At 68.3% G+C, this 22,235-nt stretch carries 17 protein-coding genes; 6 read left to right on the top strand and 11 right to left on the bottom strand.

The annotated features are described in order from the left end of the window. Nucleotides 1–45 precede the first annotated feature (45 nt). Nucleotides 46–1,890: a translation elongation factor 4 gene (gene lepA, locus C5E07_RS07300; protein ID WP_104298953.1), complete on the bottom strand. Its 1,845-nt coding sequence runs from the start codon at nt 1,888–1,890 to the stop codon at nt 46–48. Nucleotides 1,891–1,999: 109 nt separating this feature from the next. Here lepA and C5E07_RS07295 point away from each other — a divergent pair, with 109 nt between their 5' ends. From C5E07_RS07295 to C5E07_RS07285, 3 genes are all read left to right on the top strand, one after another. Beyond that, nucleotides 2,000–3,613: an ABC-F family ATP-binding cassette domain-containing protein gene (locus tag C5E07_RS07295; protein WP_104298952.1), complete on the top strand. Its 1,614-nt coding sequence runs from the start codon at nt 2,000–2,002 to the stop codon at nt 3,611–3,613. Between the two features lie 114 nt (nt 3,614–3,727). Further along, nucleotides 3,728–3,988: a 30S ribosomal protein S20 gene (gene rpsT, locus C5E07_RS07290; RefSeq protein WP_068493103.1), complete on the top strand. Its 261-nt coding sequence runs from the start codon at nt 3,728–3,730 to the stop codon at nt 3,986–3,988. Nucleotides 3,989–3,998: 10 nt separating this feature from the next. After that, entirely contained in the window at nt 3,999–4,589 is a 591-nt protein-coding gene (locus C5E07_RS07285) for a DUF1697 domain-containing protein (protein ID WP_104298951.1), read from the top strand. Between the two features lie 147 nt (nt 4,590–4,736). Here the strand turns inward: C5E07_RS07285 and holA are convergent, their stop codons facing one another. From holA to C5E07_RS07245, 8 genes are all read right to left on the bottom strand, one after another. Continuing rightward, nucleotides 4,737–5,750 carry a DNA polymerase III subunit delta gene (gene holA, locus C5E07_RS07280; protein WP_104298950.1) on the bottom strand — a complete coding sequence of 338 codons (1,014 nt, stop codon included), beginning with the start codon at nt 5,748–5,750 and terminating at the stop codon, nt 4,737–4,739. 99 nt (nt 5,751–5,849) lie between these two features. Next, nucleotides 5,850–8,318 carry a ComEC/Rec2 family competence protein gene (locus C5E07_RS07275; protein ID WP_104298949.1) on the bottom strand — a complete coding sequence of 823 codons (2,469 nt, stop codon included), beginning with the start codon at nt 8,316–8,318 and terminating at the stop codon, nt 5,850–5,852. Nucleotides 8,319–8,344: 26 nt separating this feature from the next. Then, nucleotides 8,345–9,019: a ComEA family DNA-binding protein gene (locus tag C5E07_RS07270; protein ID WP_258063800.1), complete on the bottom strand. Its 675-nt coding sequence runs from the start codon at nt 9,017–9,019 to the stop codon at nt 8,345–8,347. Between the two features lie 474 nt (nt 9,020–9,493). Next, nucleotides 9,494–12,043 (bottom strand): leucine--tRNA ligase, encoded by a 2,550-nt coding sequence (gene leuS / locus C5E07_RS07265; protein ID WP_104298948.1) that lies wholly within the window; start codon nt 12,041–12,043, stop codon nt 9,494–9,496. A 111-nt stretch (nt 12,044–12,154) separates the two neighbouring features. Then, nucleotides 12,155–13,834, bottom strand: coding sequence for a thiol reductant ABC exporter subunit CydC (gene cydC, locus C5E07_RS07260; protein ID WP_104298947.1), 1,680 nt, complete (start codon nt 13,832–13,834; stop codon nt 12,155–12,157). Beyond that, on the bottom strand, nt 13,831–15,495 hold the full coding sequence (gene cydD, locus C5E07_RS07255; RefSeq protein ID WP_104298946.1) for a thiol reductant ABC exporter subunit CydD: 1,665 nt from the start codon (nt 15,493–15,495) through the stop codon (nt 13,831–13,833). The genes cydC and cydD overlap by 4 nt, the downstream gene beginning before the upstream one ends. Before the next feature lie 3 nt (nt 15,496–15,498). Beyond that, nucleotides 15,499–16,527 (bottom strand): cytochrome d ubiquinol oxidase subunit II, encoded by a 1,029-nt coding sequence (gene cydB / locus C5E07_RS07250; protein ID WP_104298945.1) that lies wholly within the window; start codon nt 16,525–16,527, stop codon nt 15,499–15,501. Next, nucleotides 16,527–17,954 (bottom strand): cytochrome ubiquinol oxidase subunit I, encoded by a 1,428-nt coding sequence (locus tag C5E07_RS07245; RefSeq protein ID WP_104240852.1) that lies wholly within the window; start codon nt 17,952–17,954, stop codon nt 16,527–16,529. The genes cydB and C5E07_RS07245 overlap by 1 nt, the downstream gene beginning before the upstream one ends. A 249-nt stretch (nt 17,955–18,203) precedes the next feature. Between C5E07_RS07245 and C5E07_RS07240 the strand changes: the two genes are divergently transcribed. Together C5E07_RS07240 and C5E07_RS07235 are read left to right on the top strand one after the other, a co-directional pair. Beyond that, nucleotides 18,204–18,941 (top strand): DedA family protein, encoded by a 738-nt coding sequence (locus C5E07_RS07240; RefSeq protein ID WP_104298944.1) that lies wholly within the window; start codon nt 18,204–18,206, stop codon nt 18,939–18,941. A 4-nt stretch (nt 18,942–18,945) separates the two neighbouring features. Continuing rightward, the gene (locus C5E07_RS07235) at nt 18,946–20,094 is read left to right on the top strand and encodes an App1 family protein (RefSeq protein ID WP_258063799.1); all 1,149 of its coding nucleotides are present in this window, start codon (nt 18,946–18,948) and stop codon (nt 20,092–20,094) included. On the opposite strand, the gene C5E07_RS07230 is transcribed toward C5E07_RS07235, so the two are convergent. Further along, complete coding sequence (locus C5E07_RS07230) at nt 20,091–20,597, bottom strand: HtaA domain-containing protein (protein ID WP_104298943.1); 507 nt, start codon at nt 20,595–20,597, stop codon at nt 20,091–20,093. The genes C5E07_RS07235 and C5E07_RS07230 overlap by 4 nt on opposite strands. Nucleotides 20,598–20,650: 53 nt before the next feature. Further along, on the bottom strand, nt 20,651–21,580 hold the full coding sequence (locus tag C5E07_RS07225) for an AEC family transporter (protein WP_104240849.1): 930 nt from the start codon (nt 21,578–21,580) through the stop codon (nt 20,651–20,653). 262 nt (nt 21,581–21,842) lie between these two features. On the opposite strand from C5E07_RS07225, the gene C5E07_RS07220 reads away from it, so the two are divergent. Beyond that, nucleotides 21,843–22,187 (top strand): Lsr2 family protein, encoded by a 345-nt coding sequence (locus C5E07_RS07220; RefSeq protein WP_104240848.1) that lies wholly within the window; start codon nt 21,843–21,845, stop codon nt 22,185–22,187. The last annotated feature ends 48 nt before the right edge of the window (nt 22,188–22,235 follow it).

Raw genomic sequence — 22,235 nt, 5'->3', positions numbered from 1 at the left:
AGGCTACTTCCACTAGGTAAAGACTGGGTCTTGGTGTCGAGCTTGCTATTTCTTCTTCTCTACATCGCCGCTCAGCGCCGCGATGAAGGCTTCCTGCGGCACTTCCACGCGTCCGACCATCTTCATGCGCTTCTTGCCGGCCTTCTGCTTCTCCAGGAGCTTGCGCTTGCGGGAAATGTCGCCGCCGTAGCACTTCGCGAGCACGTCCTTGCGGATGGCGCGGATCGTCTCGCGCGCGATGATGCGGGCGCCGATGGCGGCCTGGATGGGGACCTCGAACTGCTGGCGCGGGATGAGCTTCCGGAGGCGCTCGGTCATCAGCAGGCCATAGGCGTACGCCTTGTCCTTGTGGATGACGGCGCTGAACGCGTCGACGCGCTCGCCCTGCAGCAGGATGTCGACCTTCACGAGGTCGGCGACCTGGTCTCCCATGGGCTCGTAGTCGAGGGACGCGTACCCCTGCGTCCGGCTCTTGAGCTGGTCGAAGAAGTCGAAGACGATCTCGCCGAGCGGCATGGAGTAGCGCAGCTCGACGCGCTCCTCGCTGAGGTAGTCCATGCTGATGAGCGTCCCGCGCTTGCCCTCGCACAGCTCCATGATCTTGCCGACGTAGTCCTTCGGAGCGAGGATCGCGGCGCGCATCATCGGCTCGCGGACCTCAAGGATCTTGCCCTCTGGGTACTCGCTCGGGTTCGTGACGGTGTGGAGCTGCTTGTCCTCCGTCTTGACCTCGTAGACGACCGAGGGCGCGGTCGTGATGAGGTCGAGGTCGAACTCGCGCATGAGGCGCTCGGTGACGATCTCCAGGTGGAGCAGGCCGAGGAAGCCGACGCGGAACCCGAAGCCGAGCGCCACCGATGTCTCGGGCTCGTAGTTGAGCGCCGCATCCGAGAGCTTGAGCTTGTCCAGCGCTTCGCGGAGCTCGGGGTAGTCGCCCGCGTCGATCGGGTACAGGCCGGAGAAGACCATCGGCTTCGGCTCCGTGTAGCCGGGAAGCGGGTCGTCGGATGGACGCGTGCTGCCCGTCACGGTGTCGCCCACCTTCGAGAGACGCACGTCCTTCACGCCCGTGATGAGGTAGCCGACCTCGCCGACGCCGAGGCCCTTGGCCACGGTGGGCTCCGGCGACGAGACGCCGATCTCGAGCATCTCGTGCGTGGAACCGGTCGACATCATCTTGATCTTGTCGCGCGCCTTGAGCTCGCCGTCGACGACGCGAACGTACGTGACGACGCCGCGGTAGGCGTCGTAGACCGAGTCGAAGATCATCGCGCGAGCGGGGGCATCCGCCACACCGACCGGCGCTGGGATGCGCTCGACGACACGGTCGAGCAGCTCCTCGACTCCCATGCCGGTCTTGCCGCTCACGCGCAGCACGTCGTCGGGGTCGCCGCCGATGAGGTTCGCGATCTCCGCCGCGAAGCGATCGGGGTCGGCGGCAGGCAGGTCGATCTTGTTCAGGACCGGGATGATCTCGAGGTCGTTCTCCATCGCCAGGTACAGGTTCGCGAGCGTCTGGGCCTCGATGCCCTGCGCCGCATCCACCAGCAGGATCGCTCCCTCGCAGGCTGCGAGCGAGCGCGAGACCTCGTAGGAGAAGTCGACATGGCCGGGCGTGTCGATCATGTTGAGCGCGAACGTGTCGCCCTCGACGGCCCACGGCATGCGGACCGCCTGGCTCTTGATCGTGATGCCGCGCTCCCGCTCGATGTCCATGCGGTCGAGGTACTGTGCACGCATGGCGCGGTCGTCGACGGAGCCCGTGAGCTGCAGCATCCTGTCGGCCAGGGTGGACTTGCCGTGGTCGATGTGGGCGATGATGCAGAAATTGCGGATCCGGGCGGGGTCGGTCTGAGCCGGCTCGAGCGGAGTGGAGGCGCGTGGTGACATGGTGTCGCCTATTCTCCCATGAGCCGCGCACCCAGCGCTCATCGCCCGGCGCTTCAGCGCGCAGCCCGCGTGCGCACCGCCAGAGAACGGCCCAGGAAGGCACCACCGCATGAGTCTCATCCGCCTCAACGACGTCGAGGTCGGCTTCGGCCCCTCCCCCGTGCTCAAGGAGATCTTCCTCACCCTCGACCGGGGGGATCGAGTCGGGCTCATCGGGCAGAACGGCTCAGGGAAGTCGACGCTGCTGAAGCTCATCCTCGAGCAGGTCTCGCCCGACACGGGCACCGTCTCGATCGATGACGGCGTGCGCATCGGCTACTTCTCGCAGTTCTCCGAGCTGGACGGCTCGTCGACGATCCTCGAGACGCTGGAGACCCTGTTCTCGCACGTCCACGACATGGAGGCGGAGCTCGCCGAGATCGACGCCGCCATCGCCGCCGAGCCAGACGCCGACACGCTCGACCGCCTCATCCTGCGCCAATCCGAGCTCTTCGAGGAGATGGACCGCGCGGACGGCTGGGACTACAAGCGCCACATCGACACCGCCCTCACGAAGCTCGGCTTCAACGAGGCACACCGCACGAGCCCCATCGAGAAGCTCTCCGGCGGCTGGCGCAACCGCGCGGCGCTCGCCAAGCTCCTGCTCGAGCAGCCCGACGTGCTGCTCCTCGACGAGCCCACCAACTTCCTCGACGTCGCAGGCGTCGAGTGGCTCGAGACCTGGTTCCGCTCGTTCCGCGGCGCCGCGATCGTCGTGTCGCACGACCGCACGTTCCTGGACGCGGTGGTCACGCGCATCCTCGAGGTCGAGAACCTGCACCTGCACGAATACCCGGGCGACTTCGGCGAGTACGTCATCCAGAAGCAGTTCCGGCTCAAGACCCTGCAGGCGCAGTTCGTCCACGAGGCCGAGCTGCTCGCCTTCGAGGCGGAGGGCATCTCCGACCGCCGCGAAGCAGCGAAGGCTGGCGGCAAGGGACTCGGCAAGCGCCTCTCGAGCATCAAGAAGAAGCGAGCGCCGCGGCCCGTCGACGAGATCGTGACCGAGATCTACGGCTCGCTGCACGTCAAGGATGTGCTCGCCCGCGTCTCGGGCCTCGGCAAGAGCTACGGCGACCGGACCCTCTTCGACGACGTGACCTTCGAGGTGCACCGCGGCGACCGCATCGCCGTCATCGGGCCCAACGGCAGCGGCAAGTCGACGCTCCTGCGCGTCCTCACGGGCGAGGAGCCCGGCGACGTCGGCCGGGTCGACTGGCCGAACGGCGTGAAGGTCGTCTCGTACAACCAGGTGCTCGCGGAGCTCGACGAGTCCGACACCGTGTCGCACTCGGTGAACGCCATGCCGGACAGCATCGCGCTGCGGGCGACGAAGAAGTCCGTCGCCCGGTTCCTCAGCATGTTCCGCTTCAGCGAGGCCGAGCTGAAGTCCCGCATCGGCACCCTCTCGGGTGGCCAGCGGGCGCGAGTCGCGATGGCGCAGTGCCTGCTGTCGGGCGCATCCGTGCTGGTGCTCGACGAGCCGACGAACCACCTCGACCTGCCGAGCACGCAGGTCATGGAGCGCGCGCTCGTGCACTTCCCCGGCGCCGTCATCGTCGTCAGCCACGACCGGTTCTTCATCGACAAGGTCGCCACGGGGACCGTCGTGTTCGGCACGAAAACGAATGCTCCAGCCGAGCTCGAGATCACCATCGCCGATTCAGGTACCGACGTCGCCTGAAGCCTGGTAGAGTTTCTGTTTGGCTTACGCGTCGCCCACTCGGCGCGGATTGGCGGCACGGCCCTCTTCCGTGCGGCACCGTTCCAGTACACCTTCCTGTAAGAAAGAAGCAACGTGGCAAATATCAAGTCGCAGATCAAGCGCATCGGCACCAACCGCAAGGCGACCGAGCGCAACCGCGCCTACAAGAGCGAACTCCGCACGGCTATCCGTCGCGTTCGCTCGGCTGTCTCCGAGGGCAACAAGGAGCAGGCTGAGCTCGCGCTCACCTTCGCTGCCAAGAAGCTCGACAAGGCCGTCTCCAAGGGCGTCATCCACAAGAACCAGGCAGCGAACCGCAAGTCGGCCATCGCCAAGACGGTCGCAGCGCTCTAAGCCTCCTGTCATGCCGACATCGACCCCCGCATCATCTTCCGAGGTGCGGGGGTCGATTCGTCGTATCGCGCTCCTGCAGAGCATCAACCTCGGCCAGCATCGAAAGCTACCGATGGCCGAGCTCAAGCAAGCCCTCGAGGCCGCCGGGCACACCAGCATCGCGACGGTCCTGCAGACCGGCAACGTGCTGCTCGACGCTCCGGCAGCGGTCACGAACACCGAGCTCGAGACGCGGCTCCGCACCGAGATCGCGGCCGCCTTCGACCTCGACGTGCCCACACTCGTCCGCGACGCCGACGAGTGGCGGGCGGTCGTCGAACACGATCCGTTCCGCCAGTTCGATCCCCACCCGAGCCGCTTCGTCGTCGTGTTCTGCGCCGAGCCGCCGCTGGAACGTGTCGAGGCGCTGCTCGAGGGCGTCGACCTCAAGGATGATCGGTGGGTCGCGCGCGGACGCGAGCTGTACGTGTCCTGCCCAAACGGGCAGATCGAGAGCCCGGTGCTGCAGCGCCTCGGCCGCCCGAAGAGCTCGGACACGTCGAGCGGGCCGGCCACGGTGCGCACCTGGGGCACGGTGCTGCGGGTCGCGGCCAAGCTCTAGCGTCAGTGCATCGGCGGCCCGCCTTCAGGCGACGGAGCATCCCGGCCACCACCTGACCAACTTGCGTGATCAGAAGCGCTCCAAGCGACGCTGGTGCCCCGCGAGCGCCGTTCCATCACGGAAGGTGGCCCGGGTGCGCGGCTGCGGTCAGACGTCGCGCAGGGCGATGCAGCGCAGCATCCGCTCGACGGCGAACTGCGGGTCTCTCCCCGCCCCCTTGACGGCGTGGTCGGTCTCAGCGACCAGCGTGATCGCGCGTCCGAGGGATGCGTCGTCCCAGTCGCGGAGTTCGCGGCGAGCCTGGCCGACCTGCCACGGCGACGCGCCTGCGCGGCTGGCGATCTGCGCGTCCGAGCCGCTGAGTCCCTGCACCTTCGCCATGATGCGCAGCTTCGAGGCGACGGCCGAGACGATGGGCACCGGGTGCAGTCCGGTCGAGAAGCCGTGGCGCACCAGCGCCAGCGCGTCGCGGACTCGCCCAGCGAGTGCGGCGTCCGCGATCTTGAACCCGGTCGTCTCGACGCGGCCGCCGAAGTACTTGTCGACGTGCTCGTCGGTGATGGTGTCACTCGTGACGGTCAGCAGCTGGCGAGCAGCGCCGATGAGCTCAGCGAGGTCGGTGTTGAATGCGGCTACAAGCAGCGAGGCAGCCTGCGGCTCGATGCGTCGGCCAGCGTTGCGCACCTCGGCCACGACGACGTCCACGAGCTCGCTCGGCTTGGGCTTCTGGCAGTCGATCTCGACGGCGACATCCTTCGCGCCCCGCACGGCATCCAGGAGCTTCTTCCCGCGCACTCCCCCGCCGTGCCGGAGCACGAGCGTCGCGCCTTCGACGGGCATCTTCGTGTAGGCGACAACGTCGGCGATGAGTGCGTCCGTGCACTGCTGCACGCCTCGGATGATGACCAGGCGCGGTTCGAAGAACAGCGATGGGCTGACGAGGGTCGTGAGGTGCCCGCCTGCGTAGCCGGAGGCTTCGATCTCCGTGATCTCGAGGTCAGGTGACTCTGCACGGAGCACATCGCGGAGCCGTGTGATCGCGGTCTCGGCGAAGTAGTCCTCCGGGCCGCTCACCAGCACGATGCCAGCAGGCCGCACCTCCCGGTGGGTGAGGACGGGAATCGCCCTCTTGGGGGTGCTCGCCCGCTTCGCCTGTGCCATAGCTCAATGGTAACGACGCGCATCTGGCCGTGCGACCGAGGCCCCGATCTGTCGAACCCGGCTAGGAGGATTCGACGCGTCGGTTGTGGGCGGCGAGGATCACCCTGACCGCGCCCTGAGTGCGGGCGGCGGCGCGAATCGCCCTCGGGTTCGCGGGGCCGTGGCGACTCCCGCCACCGCGGGAGGGTCCGAACCTCCGTGACCTCCCTCGCCGATGACGATGGTGCCGAGCTCGTCGGTGCGCAGCGGCCGCGTGCCTGCCGCGGTGAGCATCCCGAGGGCCGCGTCCGTCGGGTGGCCGTAGCCGTTGTCTGCGCCCACCGAGACGAGTCCGATCGACGAGGAGAGCTCTTCGTAGAGCTGCGCGCTCTGGTCGCGCGAGCCGTGGTGCGCCATCTTGACGATGTCGGCCCGCGGGTGCGGGTGCTCGCGCAGCAAGCCGCGCTGCGCCTCCTCTCCCAGGTCGGCGAGGGCGGCGAGCGACAGGCAGACCGTCACGCAGGACATCGTCGGTTCGAGCAGCGTCACGAGACTCCCATCGTTGCCACCGACACTCGCCGGTTCCCCGCCGCTCCCGCGCTTCGGCCACAGGACGCTCCATGCGAGGTCGCCGAGCGTCCAGGAGTCGCCACTCGCGGCGTAGTGCACCTGGGCGCCGGCCACCCGCAGCTCGTCGACGAGCGGCTCCGCTCGCGCCTCGGCGGTATCGGGGACGACAAGCGACCCGACGCCGACACCGGACTCGAGCAACGCCGTCGCCGCCCCGGTGTGGTCCAGATCGAAGTGCGTGAGCACGAGCAGACGCAGCTCGTCGACGCCGAGCGTCTCGAGGCAGGCCAGCAGCGCTTCGGGCTCCGCACCGGTGTCGATGAGCGCCGAGCCGCTCCACGTGGTGACGAGCAGCGCATCCCCCTGCCCGATATCGCACGCCGCATAGCGCCATGCACTTGGGATGCTTCTGCTGAGGTGGACCGCCTGCCCGATCACCGTGCCGACATATGCCACCAGGGCGACGCAGAGCAGGAGCGCCAGCCACGCTCTCCAGCGGTGGAGCAGGACGATGAGCGCGACGACGACGGCGAGACAGAGCAGCGCCCCCGGGAGTCCGCCAGGCAACGGCAGCAGCGCCCCGGGCCAGTCACTGACCGCCATCGCCACGAGTCCGATCCACTGCGCGGGCAGCCAGGCGACCCACAGAAGCGCCTGGCCGAGCCAGGGAGCGGCCCACAGGAGCAGGCAGCCGACCAGCCCGACGAGCGTCGCCACGGGCGCCGCTGGGGCGGCCAGCACGTTCGCGAGAATGCCGTAGAGCGGCAGTTCCGGGGTCAGGAGCAGCAGCACCGGTTGACACGCGAGCTGCGCCGAGGCGGGCACGGCGAGCATGAGCGCGACGGGCCGTGGCATGACGCGTGCGAGGCGATCGCCGATCGGGTTCGCGAGCGTCAGCAGCCCGACCGTCGCGAGCACCGAGAGCGCGAAGCCGTAGTCTCGGCTCCGCCAGGGGTCGGCGACGAGCACGACCACCGTGGCGAGGGCGACGAGCGCAAGACCTGTCGACCGACGCGGAGTGGCTTCGAGCACCAGGACGACCATGGCCATGATGCTCGCCCGGATGACGCTGCCCTCCGGGGTGACGAGCGCCACGAACACGGCGAGAACCGCGGCTGCGAGTGCGAGGCGCACTCCTCGCCGCAGCCCGCAGAGGCGAGCGAGGACCAGGGTCGCGGCGACCACGACCGCGCAGTTCGCCCCCGAGACGGCCGTGAGGTGCGTGAGCGCGGCCGTCTTCATCCGGTCGTCCAGCTCGGCCCCGACCAGGCGCGTGTCGCCGACGGACAGTCCCGGGAGCAGCTGCGCGCCAAGACCGGGGAGGGCTCGCGCCGCGTCGACGAACCGGTCTCGCGCCCCTGCGGTGACCTCGAGCAGACCGCCGGGCGCGGCGACGACGTGCGCCGGAGCGTCGAGGAAGACCAGAGCGGCGACGCTGTCGCCCGCCTCCGCGGGCCCGAGGACCCCTTCGAGCTCGACCCGTGAGCCGATGGCTGGGAGCCGCTCTCCCGCCGACGTCGGCATGCTCAGCTTGCCGAACGCGAGCAGCGAGGCGCCACTGCCTCCGCTCCTCCCATCGACCTCGAACGAATCGAGGCGCACCTCGAAGTGGGACGGCTCCTGCAGCTGCGCGCCGGACCAGCGCCCACCGTCGCCGCCGGGAGCCGCGACGGCGCCCTCCCCGACGAGGGTCGTGAGGGTGCCCGTCGCCTGCACCCGAAGCCCCTCCACGGCGCCCGCGCGAAGCGCCTCGGGAGACCTCACGGGATGCTGAGCGCCTGCGCTCACCGCGAGCAGCGCCATGACGGCCGCGACAACGGCGAACGTCGCGAGCACTGGCCGCAGACGCGCCGCGGCCAGGAGCACGATCGCGAGCAGTGCCAGACCGATGCCGCACCCCCAGGCGAGGGAGGGATGCGTGACGCAGATCCAGGCCATGACCCAGGCACCGGCCGCCGCCGGCACGAGACGCGCGTCTCGACCATCGAGCCGCTCGGCCAGCGCTCCCAGATTCCCCACCTGAACGGCACGACCCTCCCGAGTCGTCACACGGTCACCAGGTCGACGAGCCCCTCGTAGGTGGCGTCCCCGATGCCGGCGACCTCCTTGAGCTCCTCCACAGCACCGAATCCGCCGTTCTGCTCACGGTGGTCGATGATGCGCGACGACATGGCCGGTCCGATCCTCGGCAGCTCTTCGAGCTCAACCGCAGACGCCGTGTTCAGGTTCACGAGGCCACCGCCGGCAGCACCCCCGGCACCAGTCGGCCCCGCTCCCCCTCCGACGGGCTCGGAGGGGGTCTCTCCGATCCGCGGAACCCGCAGCTGCTCGCCGTCGACGAGCGTTCGAGCCATGTTGAGGAGCGACGGGTCGGCGTCGCCGGCAAGGCCGCCCGCCGCGGCGATCCCGTCGACCACCCTGGCCGTCGACGGCACCTCGTAGACTCCGGGACTCGTGACGGCCCCGACGACGTGGACCAGGAGCGTCGTCGCCCCCTCGGAGCTCGGTACGCCAGCAGGCGGTTCAGTCGCGCTCAGCTGGAGGCTCTCGGTCGGCGACACCTCCCCAAGGGCACCGAGACTTGGCGTGGGACGCAGGGCCGCGAGCGTGATCGCCCCGGCGAGCACGACCAGGACCAGCACAACCGCAGCGCCGACCCCGATTCGCAGACGCGGTCGGGGCGGACGCTCGAAGAGATCTGCCAGCTCGGATTCGGACACCCTCGGACGCTACGACGGCGCGCGCATCCGCTGGCCCGCGAAGTCCCCTCCTGTGGAGAGCGACTCTCGCACAGGGCAGGTGACTGCAGAGTGGGCCGCGAGCGCCCGACGCCCTTCAACCGACCACGCTGCGGAAGCCGTCGATCGCAAGTCTCGGGATGGCTTTCGCACTTCGGGATGGGTTGCAACCCATCCCGAAGCGAGAAAGCCATCCCGAAACGGGAGAAGAAGCCGATCAGAGGAAAGAAGCCACCTCGAGCGAAGCCACCTCGAGGAAAGCCACCTCGAGCGAAGCCACCGCGAGCGAAGCCACCTCGAGCGAAGCCGCCTCGAGCGAAGCCACCTCGAGGAAAGCGCCTGCGAGGAAAGCCACCGCGAGAAGGCGGTAGACCGGTAAACGCGCAGACGCAAACGCGCCCTCGCTCGGCTGAGCGGGGGCGCGTCTGGCGCCAGGCTTTGGGCGACTGGCTGCTGCTAGCCCTTGACCGCGATGTTCACGAGCTTCGGGGCCCGCACGATGATCTTGACGATCTCGCGGCCGTCGATGGCGGCCTGCACCTTCGGCGAAGAGATGGCGAGCTGCTCGAGCGACGCCTCGTCGATCGTCGGGGGCACATCGAGGCGGTGCCGCACCTTGCCGTTGATCTGGACGACCGCCGTCACCTGGTCCTGCGTGAGCAGCGAGCGAGCCGCGGTCGGCCACTTGACGTGCGAGATGCTGCCCTCGTGGCCGAGTCGCTCCCACATGTCCTCGGCCGCGTGCGGCGCGTACATGTCCAGCACAACCGCGATGGCCTCGGCGGCCTCGCGCACGGCGGGGTCAGCCGGGCCAGCACCCGAGTCGATGGCCTTGCGCGTCGCGTTGGTGAGCTCCATGAGGCGCGCGATCACGACGTTGAACTTGAAGCCGGAGGCCAGCTGCGGGATGTCGGCGAGGAAGCGGTGCGTCTCGCGGCGCAGACCACGGTCGCCCTCGCCGAAGTCGACGCCGACGGGGCTCGTGACCTCGCCGGAGATGCGCCAGGCGCGCGCCAGGAACTTGCCGGAGCCTGCGACGGAGACATCCGCCCAGTCGACGTCGTCTTCCGGCGGGCTCGCGAAGAGCATCGTCAGGCGCACGGCGTCGACGCCGTACTGGTCGAGCTCGGCCGAGAGGCTCACGACGTTGCCCTTGGACTTCGACATCTTCTTGCCGTCCATGACGACCATGCCCTGGTTGAGCAGTGCCGAGAAGGGTTCCGTGAAGTCGACGTGCCCGAGGTCGTAGAGCACCTTCGTTATGAAGCGCGCATAGAGGAGGTGCAGGATGGCGTGCTCGACGCCGCCCACGTACTGGTCGACGGGTGCCCAGCTCGCGGCCGTCTTCTCGTCGAACGCGGCAAGCTCGTTGTTCGGCGAGAGGAAGCGGAGGAAGTACCAGGAGCTGTCGACGAACGTGTCCATCGTGTCGGTGTCGCGCAGCATCGGCTCGCCCGTCTCCGGGTCGACCGTGTTCACCCAGTCGGTCGCGCCGCCGAGGGGCGAGGCTCCCTTCGGGCGCAGGTCGAGCCCTTCGGCCTCGGGGAGGCGCACGGGCAGCTGGTCCAGCGGCACGGGAACCTCCTTGCCGTCCTCGCCGTGGAGGATCGGGATGGGCGTTCCCCAGTAGCGCTGGCGGGAGATGAGCCAGTCGCGGAGGCGGTAGTTCTTCGCGGCCCGGCCCGTGCCACGCTCGTCGAGGAGCTCGATTGCCGCCTGGATGCCCGAGCGCTTCGAGAGCCCGTCCAGCGGCCCCGAGTTGGTGAGGCGTCCGTCGCCGGACAGCGCCTCCCCGGTCTTGGCGGGGTGGAGGTCTTCGAACTCCGGCATCGACCCGTCTTCGGGGATGATCGGGATGACACCCGTGACGGCCTGCGTGACGTCGACGACCACCTTGACGGGCAGGTCGAACGCGCGTGCGAAGTCGAGGTCGCGCTGGTCGTGTGCGGGCACCGCCATGATCGCGCCCGTGCCGTAGTCGGCGAGCACGTAGTCGGCGGCCCAGATGGGCAGGCGCTCGCCGCTCAGCGGGTTGATGGCGAAGCGACCGAGGTCGACGCCGGTCTTGGGGCGGTCGCTCGACTGGCGGTCGATGGAGTCGAGCGCGCGGGTGTCGGCGAGGTACTTCGCGAAGCGCTCGCGAACCTCGTCGTCTGCGCCTTCGGCGAGCTCGGACGCGAGGTCAGAATCGGGGGCCACGACCATGAACGTGGCGCCGTACAGCGTGTCGGGGCGCGTCGTGAAGACCGTGACGGGCTCATCCCGCCCCTCGACGACGAAGTCGACGTCAGCGCCGAGCGAGCGCCCGATCCAGTTGCGCTGCATCGTGATGACCTTCTGCGGCCAGTGCCCCTCGAGCTGGTTGAGGTCGTCGATGAGCCGGTCTGCGTAGTCGGTGATCTTGAAGTACCACTGGTTGAGCTTCTTCTTCACGACGATCGCGTCGCAGCGCTCGCAGTGCCCGTCGATGACCTGCTCGTTGGCGAGCACCGTCTGGTCGTTGGGGCACCAGTTCACGTCGGAGTACTTGCGGTACGCGAGACCTCGCTCGTACATCTGCAGGAACAGCCACTGGTTCCAGCGGTAGTACTCGGGGTCGGAGGTGTGGATGACGCGGTCCCAGTCGAAGGACGCCGCGTAGCGCTTCATCGAGGCGCGCTGCTGCGCGATGTTCTCGTACGTCCAGTCCTTGGGGTCGCCACCGTTCTTGATGGCGGCGTTCTCGGCCGGCAGCCCGAAGGAGTCCCAGCCGATGGGGTGCAGGACGTTGAAGCCCTGGTGGCGCCAGTAGCGAGCGACGGCGTCGCCGAGTGCGTACTGCTCGGCGTGCCCCATGTGCAGGTCGCCCGACGGGTACGGGAACATGTCGAGGACGTACTTGCGCGGGCGATCGTCACCCTGGAGGTTCGTCGCGAAGGGCTGCAGCTTGTCCCACTCAGCCGACCACTTCGCTTCGAGAGCCTTGAAGTCGTATTCCTGGGGCTCAGCGCCTGTCGCTTCGGTCACAGATTTCTTCTTTCGCGTTGCCGGTTGCTGCACGGAGGGTGGTTCTCGTCGCGGTCGTCTGGCATCGTCGCGAAGCGCGGGGCTCCTCGCGTCGGACACCAACGACCAAGACTACTCGCCGTCGAGCCGAAGCGCGCGTGTGACGAGGGAGGGGTCGAGCGGGGTGTGCGAGATGATCACGACGGAGCGCTGGTCACCGGATGCGGCGAGCAGCTCGGCGACGAGCCTGTCGGCGAGACCCGGGTCGACGTTGGCCGTCGGCTCGTCGAGGATGAGCACCGGGAAGTCGGCCAGGAGGCCGCGAGCGAGCGCGATGCGCTGCGCCTGACCGCCGGAGACGAGCGCGCCGTGCTCGCCGACCCGCGCCTCCAGCCCACCCCGCTCGTCGAGCCATTCGCCGAGGCCGACTCGTTCGAGGACAGCGCTGAGTTCCTCGTCGTCGGCCCCCGGCTTGGCGAACAGCAGGTTCTGCCTGATGCTCTCGTCGAAGATGTGGGGCCGTTGCTCGATGAGGCCGACGACGGATCGCACCTGTGCGGGCGCGTACGCCTTCGCCTCCACGCCGTTGACGCGGTACGAGCCCTCGTAGTCGAGGAACCGCACGAGCACGTTGGCGAGCGTCGTCTTGCCTGCGCCGGATTCGCCCTCGACCAGCAGCCGATCGCCGGGAGCCAGCTTGAGCGAGACGGAGCTGATCGCGGACTCGCGCGCACCTGGCCACGCTGCCGAGACGTCTTCGAGGGTCAGCGTGACCGGCAGGCTCGGGTCGGCGCGAGGGGCGGGCAGCGGCTGAGCATCCGGGAGCTCCCTCGGCGCTGACGCCGGGGCGACATCCGCGACTCTGGCGGCGCTGGCCCTGACCTGGCGCCAGGCGGCGACCGCCTGCGGCACCTGCGCGAAGATCTCGAACAGGGCCATCGGCACAAGCGCGATGAGGGTGAGCATCGGCGCGAGCAGCGTGCCGTCGACGGTGGGGTCGATGCCGACGGCAAGCGCCCCCGCCGTCGCGAGGCCGGAGAAGAGCATGACGAGTCCGGCGACGGCGCCGCTCCCCCGTGCCCGCGAGACGAGCGCGTCGCGGAGTCTCGCGTCCGCGGCGTCCACCTCGGCGAGCTTCGCGTCGAGCGCCCCGTAAGCCTCGAGCGTCTCGAAATTGGAGACGGTCTCGTAGATGCGGTCGTTGAGGGCCGCCCGGAGCGGCGCGGCCTCGCGGTCGGCGCGTCCCGAGATCGCGAGATTGGTGGTGGTCGCGATGATCCCCGCGAGCACGAGGCAGATCGCGAGCACGAGTGCGGCCGGGGCGCTCACGAGCCAGATGCCGATGACGGCGAGCGTCGACGTGAGGCCGGCGATGATGAGCGGCTGCGCGACGCGCAGGGGCAGGAACTGCAGCTCGTCGACGTCGCTCACGAGTCGTGTCAGCAGGTCTCCCCGGCGGTGCGTGGCGAGGCCAGCGGGAGCCAGCGGGATGAGACGTTCGAGCACGCCGACGCGCAGCTCGGCGAGCTGCCGGAACGAGGCGTCGTGGCCGAGCAGCCGCTCGACGTAGCGGAACGCGGCTCGCCCGATGGCGAAGGCACGCACGCCGACGATCGCGATGCCCAGCAGCAGGATGTGGATGATCTCCGACGCCCGGGTCAGCAGGTAGGCACTCGTCGCGAGGAGCGCCACGGCGCAGATCGCGCTGAGCAGGCCGATGGCGATCGAAGGCCACAGGCGCCGAGCGGAGGGCATCGCAAGACGGAGGATCCGCCGCTCGTCGTCGGAGACGCGCTGCCGGTTCCCGGTCATGCGTTCGCCACCGTCTCGAGTCGTTCGATGGTGTGCACCGAGTCGGCGGAGGCGACGAGCGCGCGCCGGTGGCTGACGACGAGCACGGCCCGTCCTTCCTGTGCCAGGCTCCGGAAGGCGGCAGCGATGCGCTGCTCCGTGTCGGCGTCGAGCGCCGAGCTCGGCTCGTCGAAGAGCACGACGGGGCAGTCGAGTCGGCGGGCGCGTAGGAGCGTCCGCGCGAGCGCGACGCGCTGCGACTGCCCACCGGACAGACCCGCGCCCGCGACCCCGAGCATCCGGTCGCCGTCGAGGAACTCGAGGCCGGCATCGGCGAGGGCCGCACGGACCTCGTCTGGCCCTGCATCCGGCTGGCCGAGTGCCACGTTCTCGGCGACGGTCCCCTCGATCAGCGAGGCCGACTGGCCCATCCAGGCGATCGCGGCCCTGCGGCGATCGCCCGTGAGCTGCTCGCCCTCGATGGTCACGGTGCCCGAGGCACCCACGGTGCCGCGCGCGACGCCGAGCAGCGTCGACTTGCCGGCGCCCGAGGGGCCGACGATCGCCGTCACCTCGCCCGGAGGCACGACGAGGCTGTAGTCGCGGAGGACGGTGCGTCCCTCGTAGCCGACGGTGATGCCGGTGAAGGCGAGGCCTCGGTGCTGCAGGCCTGCGCCGATCGGGCGGCCAGCAGCGGTCGTGCGCACATCGCTCGGCGCAGGCGCCCTCTCGGCTTCCTCGATGATCGAGAACACATCGTCGGAGGCGGCGACGCCGTCCGCGGCTGCGTGGAACTGGGCTCCGACCTGGCGCAGCGGCAGGTACACCTCAGGAGCGAGCAGGAGCACGAAGAGCCCGACCTCGAGCGTCATGTCCCGGTTGATGAGCTGGATGCCGATCGTGACGGCGATGAGGGCCACGGACAGGCTCGCCAGCAGCTCGAGCGCGAAGCCGGACATGAAGGAGAGCCTGAGGACCTTCATGGTCGCGACCCGATAGCCGTCGGTGACCTCGCGGATGCGCGCCGGCTGGCGTTCCGCACGGCCGAAGATCTTGAGCGTCGACAGCCCTTCCACGACCTCGAGGAACCCGGTCGCGAGCGTCGACAACGCCGTCCACTGCCGCTTCTGGACCTTCTCGGTCGCCCAGCCGATGAGGATCATGAAGACGGGGATGAGCGGCAGCGTGATGATGACCGTGATGGCGGATGGGAGGTCCCAGAGCGCCATCACGACGATCAGCACGGGAGCGGCGATCGCCGTCAGGATGAGCTGCGGGAGGTACTTGGCGAAGTACGTGTCGAGGGCGCCGAGGCCTGGGCCGGCAAGCGTCGTGAGCCGGGAGCTGGAGGTGCCTGTGAGCCAGGCAGGGCCGAGCTTCGCGATGGACGCGAGCAGCTTGGAGCGCAGTTCGCTCTTCACCTTCGCGGCCGCGCGTGCGGAGATGGCCTCCATGCCCCAGGTCGCCGCGCTTCTGACGGCGATCACGACGAGCAGGGCGCCGAACCACGGCAGCAGCTCCACGACGCGCTCACCCGCGATCGCGGACACGATGAGGTGCGTGACGAGCCAGGCGAAGCCGACGATGGATGCGGTCTGGACTGCGCCGAGCGCCGCGCCGAGCACGAAGAAGCTTCGTGCCGACGCGGCGTGGCTCAGGAGGCGGGGGTCGAGGGGTTTCACGGGTCAGGCGGCGACGACCGCTGGCTCCTCGTGCGCGTCTCCGGTGATCGTCTTCCTGCTGATGCGCTTGCGGAAGACCCAGAAGGTCCAAGCCTGGTAGCCGAGGACGAACGGGACGATGATGAGCGCCGCCCAGCTCATGATCCCGAGCGTGTAGTCGCTGGACGAGCCGTTGGTGATCGTCAGCGGGTTGGAGGGGTCGAGCGTGTTGGGCAGCAGGTTCGGGAAGAGCGAGGCGAAGAGCGTCAGCACCGCGGCGGCCACGGTCAGCGCGCCGAGCGCGAAGGCGATGCCGTCACGCCCCAGCAGCGTGCTGACGTAGGAGCCGACGAACGCGAGGACGGCGACGAGCGCGAGGGCAAGACCTGCGACCGAGAAGTGCGCGACGACGGTCCAGCCGAGGAAGGCGATCGCGAGCACCGCGACGACGACGCCGACCTTCAGCGCGAGGGATCGTGCACGGTCGCGGATGTCACCTTCCGTCTTCCGAGTGATGAACACCAGCCCATGGTAGAAGAACAGCGTGAGCGTCGTGAGCCCGCCAAGCAGGGCGTACGGGTTCAGCAGGTCGAAGAACGAGCCGATGTAGTTGAAGTTCTCGTCGAGCGCGAGGCCCTGCGTGATGTTCGCGAACGCGACACCCCAGAGGAGGGCCGGGACGGCCGAGCCGACGAAGATCATCCAGTCGAACCACCTCGTCCACTCCACGCCCTTGCCCTGGTGGCGGTACTCGAACGAGACGCCGCGCACGATGAGCGCGAGCAGGATGAGCAGCAGCGGCAGGTAGAAGCCGGAGAAGATCGTCGCGTACCACTCCGGGAAGGACGCGAAGAGTGCCGCTCCGGCCACGATGACCCAGGTCTCGTTGAGGTCCCAGATGGGGCCGATCGTGTTGATGAGCACGCGTCGGTCGGTGTCGTCCTTGCCGATGAACGGGAGGGCGATGCCGACGCCGAAGTCGAAGCCGTCGAGCACGAAGTAGCCGACGAAGAAGAAGGCGACGATCCAGAACCAGAGGACTTGCAGATCCATCAGTAGACGCTCGCTTTCACCTTGACGGCGGCAACGTCATCGACGGTGCCATCTGCGTTGGAATCGAAACTCGGCGGGTCTTCCTGCGCGGCCTTCAGCAGCAGCTTGACCTCGACGACGGCGAGGATCGCGTAGACGAGCGTGAAGGCGACGAGCGAGATGAGCACGCTGAGCCCGCTCACGTTGGGCGAGACGCCCGCCTCCGTCTTGAGGAGGCCGAAGACCAGCCACGGCTGGCGGCCCATCTCGGTGAAGATCCAGCCGACCGTGATGCCGAGCGTCGGGAACAGCACCGTGAGGATCGCGAGGTTCCACATCCACTTCTTCGGCGGGTTCTTCGCCTTCTTGCGCGTGACCCAGAGACCGGCGACGGCGACCGCGATGGAGGCCATGCCGAAGCCCATCATCCAGCGGAACGCCCAGTAGGTGACCCAGATGACCGGGGCGTAGTCGCCAGGGCCGTAGAGCGCCGTGTACTGGGCCTGCAGGTCGTTGATGCCCTCGACGGTGCCGTCGAAGGTGTGCGTCGACAGGAAGGAGAGGAGGTAGGGGATGCGGATGGAGAACAGCTCGGACGAGCCGTCCGGGGTGCCCCACGTGAAGATCGAGAAGGAGGCGTCTGCGCCGGTCGCGGTCGTGTAGAGCGCCTCGGCCGCGGCCATCTTCATGGGCTGGGCCTCGACCATGGCGAGGCCCAGCTGGTCGCCGCTGAGCATCGTGCCGACGCCGCCGACGAGCATGAACCAGAGGCCGAACTTCAGCGCTGGCTGCATGACGTCGTGGTTCTGGTCGCGCTTCAGGTGCCAGGCGGCGGTCGCGATGATGATCGCCGCGCCCACCATGAGGGAGGCGAAGATCGTGTGCGGCAGCGCCGCCATCGCGACGGGGTTGGTGAGCACCGCGCCGAAGTCGACGAGCTCAGCTCGCCCGTTGGCCTCGTTCATCTCGTAGCCGACCGGGTTCTGCATGAACGCGTTGGCGGCGAGGATGAAGTAGGCGGAGGTCCACGTGCCGATCATCGTGAGCCAGATGGTCGCGAGGTGCAGCTTCGGCGGCAGCTTGTCCCAGCCGAAGATCCACAGGCCGATGAACGTGGCCTCGAGGAAGAAGGCGACGAGCCCCTCGAACGCGAGCGGCGCACCGAAGACGTCGCCGACGAAGCGCGAGTAGTCGGACCAGTTCATGCCGAACTGGAACTCCTGCACGATGCCGGTCACGACGCCCATGGCGAAGTTGATCAGGAACATCTTGCCGAAGAGCTTCGTGAGGCGAAGGTAGGTGACCTTGCCCGTGCGGACCCAGGCCGTCTGCCAGATGGCGATGGCGAGGACCAGCCCGAGAGTGACGGGCACGAAGAGGAAGTGGTAGATGGTCGTGACACCGAACTGCCACCGCGCGAGTATGAGTGGATCCAGCAGGGCGTCCACAGTGCCTCCTGATGCGTCTGAGGTTGGGCGTGATGCCCCGGGATCGCAGCGCGACTCCTGGCCCAATGCTACGCCGCCCCGACTACTACATCGTGTCGAATAGGACACCCTAAGTTCTGCTGTTTTCGCCTTCGGATCAGGTACTTCTACATATTGTAGTGGATGTAACGAAATGATAACGGAGGGGAATCTCCAGGGATGCCAAAGTTCGGGCCCTAGAGTCTGCGACATGGATGCGGGGAGCAGAGCATGAACGAGCTGATCGAGACCGCCCTCCAGTACATCGAGTCCGTGCCTCCGGTGTGGCGGATCGTGCTGGTCGGCGTCGCGATCCTGCTCGAGACGAGCGTGCTCATCGGCCTCATCGTGCCCGGCGAGACGGTCCTGCTCGCGCTGAGCACCGGCATCGACGCACCACTCCCCTGGGTCCTGACGATCGCGGCCTCCATCGTGGGCGCACTGCTTGGCGAATCCTTCGGGTTCTGGCTCGGTCGCACGTTCGGACCGAGGATCCGCGCGTCACGAGTCGGCCGCTGGCTCGGAGACGAGCGATGGCAGCGCGCGGAGCTCCTCATCCAGCGTCGAGGCGGCCCCGCGGTCCTCATCTCCCGCTTCCTGCCCGTGCTCCACTCCCTCGTGCCGCTGACGGCAGGGATGGGCGGCATGCGCTACCGGAGCTTCCTCGCCTGGACCATCCCCGCCTGCGTCATCTGGTCGACGGCCTACGTGAGCGCCGCGGCCGGAGCGTCCGCCAGCTTCCGCGAGCTCTCGTCGTCGCTGCACTGGGCCGGCTACCTCTTCGTCGGCGTCATCGTCGTGTTCCTCCTGATCATGTGGCTGGTCAAGCGCGCCGTCGGCAAGGTCATGAACCGCGATCTCGACGAAGCGAACGCGCAGGCTGCCGCTGCGTCGGCCGATCGATCCACCTCCCACGCCCCGACGGGCCACGACGACTCAGACGCCGAGACCGCTGGCGTGCGAGGATGAGCGGGTGACGCCGACCTCCGACGCCAAGTCCCCGCTCGAGCGCTGGCTTCTGAGCCTCAAGCCCGTCAGGGCCGTGATCGACAACGCCTTCCGCATCGAGGACAGAGTGCGCCTCGTGCGTGTGAAGCTCGTCCGCAAGCGTGGCTACCTCACGGTCCTCGAGCCGTACACCGGGTACGGGACAACCTCCTGGGTTCGCGCCCTCGCGCGGGTCCACATGGCACCTCCCGGCAACCGGCGCCGTTTCAGCCTCTCCAGGCTGCTCAGGCGCAAGCGCCGGGAATCGGTCGTCCGCGGATGGCGGAGCTTCGCGCGGGTCTCCGCAGGCAACGTCCCCGCGACCGTCATCATCGACGGCGTTCGACACTCGGTCAAAGCCGACCGCGGCGGCATCGTGGATATCAACCTCCCCGCGAACCTCAAGCCCGGGTGGAACACCATCACGTTCGAGAGCTTCGATCGCCAGACGAGCACCGCGCCTGTCTTCATCGTCGCCGACGAGCAGCGCGTCGGCCTGCTCTCCGACATCGACGACACCGTCATGGTGACGGCGCTGCCACGCCCGATGCTCGCGGCCTGGAACACCTTCGTCCTCGACGTGCACGCGCGCACACCGACCCCGGGCATGAGCGTGCTCTCCGAGCGCATCCTGACCTCATTCGGGCGCAGCGAGACCCCCGTCGTGTACCTGTCGACAGGCCCCTGGAACGTCGCCCCGACGCTCGCGCGCTTCCTCGGGCGAAACCTCTACCCCGCCGGTCCGCTCCTGCTCACCGACTGGGGGCCCACCCCGGATCGCATCTTCCGCTCCGGGCTCGAGCACAAGGTCTCCAACCTCGACCGCCTCGCGCGGGAGTTTCCTGACATCAAGTGGATCCTCGTCGGCGACGACGGACAGCATGACGAGCAGATCTACGGCGAGTTCACGAGCCGCCACCCAGATCGTGTGCTCGCGATCGCCATCCGCCAGCTGTCCACCAGCGAGGCAGTGCTTGCGGGTGGACGCGCGGCCAGTGCGCACTGGCGCAAGAACGCGCCCATCCCGTGGGTCTACGCTCCGGACGGCGCGGGACTCGCCAAGCAGCTGACCGAAGCTGGCATCCTGCCCGACCTCACGCAGGCACCGGCACAGGCACCCGACGCCACTCGCTAGGCGCGCTCCTCCCGCGGGGACTGCGCCCTACCCAGGGCGAGCGTGAAGTTGAGCGAGTCCATCTCCGAGTACGGGCGGTACATGCCGTTGAAGACCCTCGAGCCCTCCGGAGTCAGGATCACCCGCACCCCGAGCCACTCGGCGACGTCGTCGCGCACGAGCGGAGTTCCGACCTCGCAGCTCGCGAAGTCGATGAGCTCGCCGCCCGCACCCTGCACGACGAGCCTCGCGTCCTCACCCTCGAAGACGAGCTGCGGGTTCCGGAAGCTGACGTCGAGCATGCCGCCGTGCCCGGTGAGGCGAACGGCTCCGGTGAAGGAGGCGCTGCCCATGGGGGCGTCGCCGGCCAGCCACGCCGAGTCGGTGGCTCCGCGCGGGTAGGCGAACTCCTCGTCGTCGACGAACGCGCCACCCTCGAGCAGCACCTTGCCGCCGGAGCGACGCACGTACTCGACGAAGGACGACTTGATCGGCCATCGCAGTTCCCCGCGCCAGAGCTCCATGCCCCCACGCTAGCCCGCCTCGAATTCGAAGCGCCAGCGGCAATCTGCTCTCGTTACTTCGAGAGCAGCAGCGAGACGACGAAGATGACCGGAACAGACAGGAACGTCGACGCCAGGATCGCTTCGCGCGCGACCCTCATCCCCACCCCGTAGTTGCTGGCGTAGGTGAAGACGTTCTGCGCGGAGGGCAGGGCCGCGGTGACGACCACGATGAGCAGAGCCGCCCCATCGAGGCCGAAGAGCCACGCCCCGATGAGCCAGGCGAGCGCCGGATGCACGAACACCTTGAGCACGGTGGCCACGATCGCAGGAGCCCGCTCTGGCTCCCGGAAGGGGATCGCGTTGCCCCACAGGGACATACCGAACGCGAGCAGCATGGCAGGAACGCTCATGCCCCCCAGCAGCTCGAGCGGATCGAGCAGGAAGGGCGGGATGGTGATGCCGGATGCGCTCACGACGATGCCAGCGAGCGCACCGATGACGATGGGGTTCCGGAACGGACGCAGCACGATCTGCCACCAGCGGAGCCTCGGCGCGTCCTCGGCCCGCGAGGCGATATCGAGCAGGGTCATGAAGATGGGGCCCATGATGAGCTGCTGTCCGAGCATCACCGGAGCGACCAGCGTCGCATCACCGAGGACATACACGGCGATGGGGATGCCGAGGTTGCCGGCGTTGACATAGCTTGCCGCCATCGCACCTGAGGTCGTCGTGCCGAGCCCCCACTTTCGCAGCGCGCCGATGGCGCCGTACACGAGTGCCACGGCGGTCATCGCGATCGCGGTCACGACGAACTGACTCGAGTAGAGGACCTCGAGGTGCGCGTCTGCCATGAGCGTGAAGAGCAGCGCCGGCGTCGCCACGTTGAACGCGAGCTTCGAGAGACCGGTCTGCCCGGTCTGCCCGAGCACGCCACTGCGTGCCAGGAACACGCCCACCGTGACGATGACGGCGATGACCGCGAATCCCTGAAGAACATTCATAGCTGTCGAAATCGTATCCTGCCTGCACCAGTCGCCAGCCCGCTCTGAGGTGCCGTCATTCGCTCCCGAGCGCCCGAGTGGCATTCCGGCGGGCCGCGGGATCGGCAACCGAAATCCCTTCGGCTGTGCGTGACCTCATCGTGTCGTCACCTAGTGTTCGGGGAATTCGGCACCGACTTCGGCCTTCTGGACGAACCTGGATTCAAATCACCGGACAATCATCTAGCATGTATTCGCTCTGCAATAACCGAAGGGGATCCACATGGCTCGGAAAGTCATCTATCAGCTCGTCGACGACATCGACTCGAGTTCACTCGCCGAAGGCGAAGGCGAGACCGTTCAATTCGCCCTCGACGGAACCGACTACGAAATCGATCTCTCGGACGCGAACGCCAAGAAGCTGCGCGACGCCCTCGCTGACTACGTGTCGGCGGCTCGCACGGTAGCAAAGACCCGCAAGAACAAGTCGACGGGTTCCAGCTCCAGCCGCCCGAAGCGCGACCTCGCGGCAATTCGCGCCTGGGCGCGCGCTGAAGGACACAAGATCTCCGACCGAGGCCGCATTCCCGGCTCGATCATCGAGGACTTCGAAGCGGCGAACTCCTAAGCTGCGGGATTGAGCGGCCGCAGGGGCAACCTAGTTCGGACCGCACGC

It is taken from the genome of Pseudoclavibacter sp. RFBJ3 (assembly GCF_002931375.1).
Classification (GTDB): Bacteria; Actinomycetota; Actinomycetes; order Actinomycetales; family Microbacteriaceae; genus Pseudoclavibacter.
This window is presented reverse-complemented; position numbering and strand designations above follow the sequence as displayed.

Coding starts and splice junctions, on each gene's coding strand:
- lepA (WP_104298953.1), bottom strand. CDS start 1,890: ATGTCACCACGCGCCTCCACTCCGCTCGAGCCGGCTCAGACCGACCCC.
- C5E07_RS07295 (WP_104298952.1), top strand. CDS start 2,000: ATGAGTCTCATCCGCCTCAACGACGTCGAGGTCGGCTTCGGCCCCTCC.
- C5E07_RS07285 (WP_104298951.1), top strand. CDS start 3,999: ATGCCGACATCGACCCCCGCATCATCTTCCGAGGTGCGGGGGTCGATT.
- holA (WP_104298950.1), bottom strand. CDS start 5,750: ATGGCACAGGCGAAGCGGGCGAGCACCCCCAAGAGGGCGATTCCCGTC.
- cydC (WP_104298947.1), bottom strand. CDS start 13,834: ATGACCGGGAACCGGCAGCGCGTCTCCGACGACGAGCGGCGGATCCTC.
- cydB (WP_104298945.1), bottom strand. CDS start 16,527: ATGGATCTGCAAGTCCTCTGGTTCTGGATCGTCGCCTTCTTCTTCGTC.
- C5E07_RS07240 (WP_104298944.1), top strand. CDS start 18,204: ATGAACGAGCTGATCGAGACCGCCCTCCAGTACATCGAGTCCGTGCCT.
- C5E07_RS07230 (WP_104298943.1), bottom strand. CDS start 20,597: ATGGAGCTCTGGCGCGGGGAACTGCGATGGCCGATCAAGTCGTCCTTC.
- C5E07_RS07225 (WP_104240849.1), bottom strand. CDS start 21,580: ATGAATGTTCTTCAGGGATTCGCGGTCATCGCCGTCATCGTCACGGTG.
- C5E07_RS07220 (WP_104240848.1), top strand. CDS start 21,843: ATGGCTCGGAAAGTCATCTATCAGCTCGTCGACGACATCGACTCGAGT.